Origin of the sequence: Streptomyces triticisoli, from assembly GCF_003270085.1 — a bacterium.
GTDB classification, from domain to species: Bacteria; Actinomycetota; Actinomycetes; order Streptomycetales; family Streptomycetaceae; genus Streptomyces; species Streptomyces triticisoli.
Genome location: NZ_QFDQ01000217.1, coordinates 1 through 1799, shown reverse-complemented (window position 1 = coordinate 1799; position 1799 = coordinate 1). Strand labels below are relative to the sequence as shown.

The 1799-nt window shown below is 77.7% G+C and carries 2 protein-coding genes; both read left to right on the top strand.

Features of this window, described 5'->3' with window-relative positions; translation table 11 throughout:
* Positions 1-449: 449 nt before the first annotated feature.
* A complete protein-coding gene (locus DEP02_RS26620; protein WP_112470225.1) occupies positions 450-1598 on the top strand; it encodes an inositol-3-phosphate synthase in 1149 nt (382 codons plus the stop codon).
* A partial coding sequence (locus tag DEP02_RS35030; RefSeq protein ID WP_232839288.1) for a hypothetical protein occupies positions 1595-1799 on the top strand: 205 nt, incomplete at its 3' end. The genes DEP02_RS26620 and DEP02_RS35030, both read left to right, overlap by 4 nt.

Below are 1799 nucleotides of genomic sequence, written 5' to 3'. Positions count from 1 at the left end.
CGGCCGCCACCCAGGCGCCCGCGCCGCACGTCCCCCGGCCGGGGGCGGCCCGGGGCCCGGACTCCGCCCGGCACCCGACCCCGGCACTGCTCCAGGCCGGGCTTCCGGCCGCACCCGGGTTCGGGGCCCAGCCCGGGTTCCGGTCCTGGCCCGGGTCCGGGTTCCGGTTCCGGTTCGGGTCCGGGGCTTGGCCCGGGTTCCGGTCCCGGTCCGGGTTCGGGTCCCGGCCAGGGTCCCGGCCAGGGTCCCGGTCCGGGTTCCGGTTCGGGTCCTGGTCCGGGCTCTGGTTCCGGTTTCGGTGCGGGTTCGGGTTCGGGTCCCGGCCAGGGCTTCGGTCCTGGTCCGGGCTCGGCTTCCGGGTCCGGCCCGGCACCCGCCGACACCCGGGGCCGGCCCGCCACACGACCCACCCGCCCGGCTCCGGTTCGCGTACGACAAGGAGGCTGCCCATGTCCGCCGAACCTTCCGTCTCCCCCTCCCGCACCGGTGTCTGGCTGATCGGCGCGCGAGGCTCCGTCGCCACCACCGTCATCACCGGATGCGCCGCCGTCACCGCCGGGCTGCACCCGCCCACGGGCCTGCTGACCGAGACCCCCGTGTTCGCCGACGCGGGTCTGCCCGCCCTGTCCTCCCTCGTCTTCGGCGGCCACGACACCACGGACTGCCCGCTGCCCAAGCGCGCCGAGGTACTGGCGGCCGGGGGCGTGCTCCCGCACGGCGTCACGAGCGCCGTGGCGGCCGAACTCGCCGCGGCCGACCGGGAGGTCAGGCCGGGCGGTCCGGTCCCGGGCGACACCCGGAACGAGGAGGAGCTGATCGGCGCCTTCGCCGCCGACATCCAGGACTTCGTCCGGCGGACCGGGGCGGCGCGGGCGGTGGTGGTGAACGTGGCCTCCACGGAGCCCGCGCCTGCGGAAGGGGCTCTCCCACCGAGCTCGCTGTACGCGGCGGCCGCCCTGCGCGCGGGCTGCCCGTACGTCAACTTCACCCCGTCGACGGGCCTGCACCACCCCGCGCTCGCCCCGGCGGCGGCCGCGAGCGGACTGCCGTACGCCGGCCGCGACGGCAAGACCGGGCAGACGCTGCTGCGCTCGGTCCTGGGCCCGATGTTCGCCCAGCGGGCGCTGGCCGTGCGGGCCTGGTCGGGCACGAACCTGCTGGGCGGCGGTGACGGCGCGGCCCTGACCGACCCCGGCGCGGCCGCCGCGAAGAACTCCGGCAAGGAACGCGTCCTGACCGACACCCTCGGCACCGCGCCCGAGGGCGAGGTCCACATCGACGACGTCCCCGCGCTCGGCGACTGGAAGACCGCCTGGGACCACATCGCCTTCGACGGCTTCCTCGGCACCCGCATGGTCCTGCAGACCATCTGGCAGGGCTGCGACTCGGCCCTCGCCGCACCCCTGGTCCTGGACCTGGCCCGCCTGACCGCCCGCGCCCACGAGGCGGGCCTGTCCGGCCCGTTGTCCGAGCTGGGCTTCTACTTCAAGGACCCGATGGGCGAGGGCCCGTCGGGGCTGACGGAGCAGTACGGGGAGCTGGTACGGCTGGCGGAGCGGCTGCGGTCACGCGACGGGCGGGCGGGGGAGGGCCGGTGAGGCGGGACGGCGGCCGGGGCCGCCTCACCGACGAGGTGACCGAGTTCATCGAGCCGGGGACGGCGGGGAGACCGGTGGAGGCCCGGCCCACCGGCCGGGGGGCCGAAGCCCTCGTGGCGCCACGGGGGGATGCCGCGCAGGGCCGGCCCCCCGGCCGGACGGCCGGGCCCGCCTCGGCGGAGGCGCCCGGGGACACGGCCG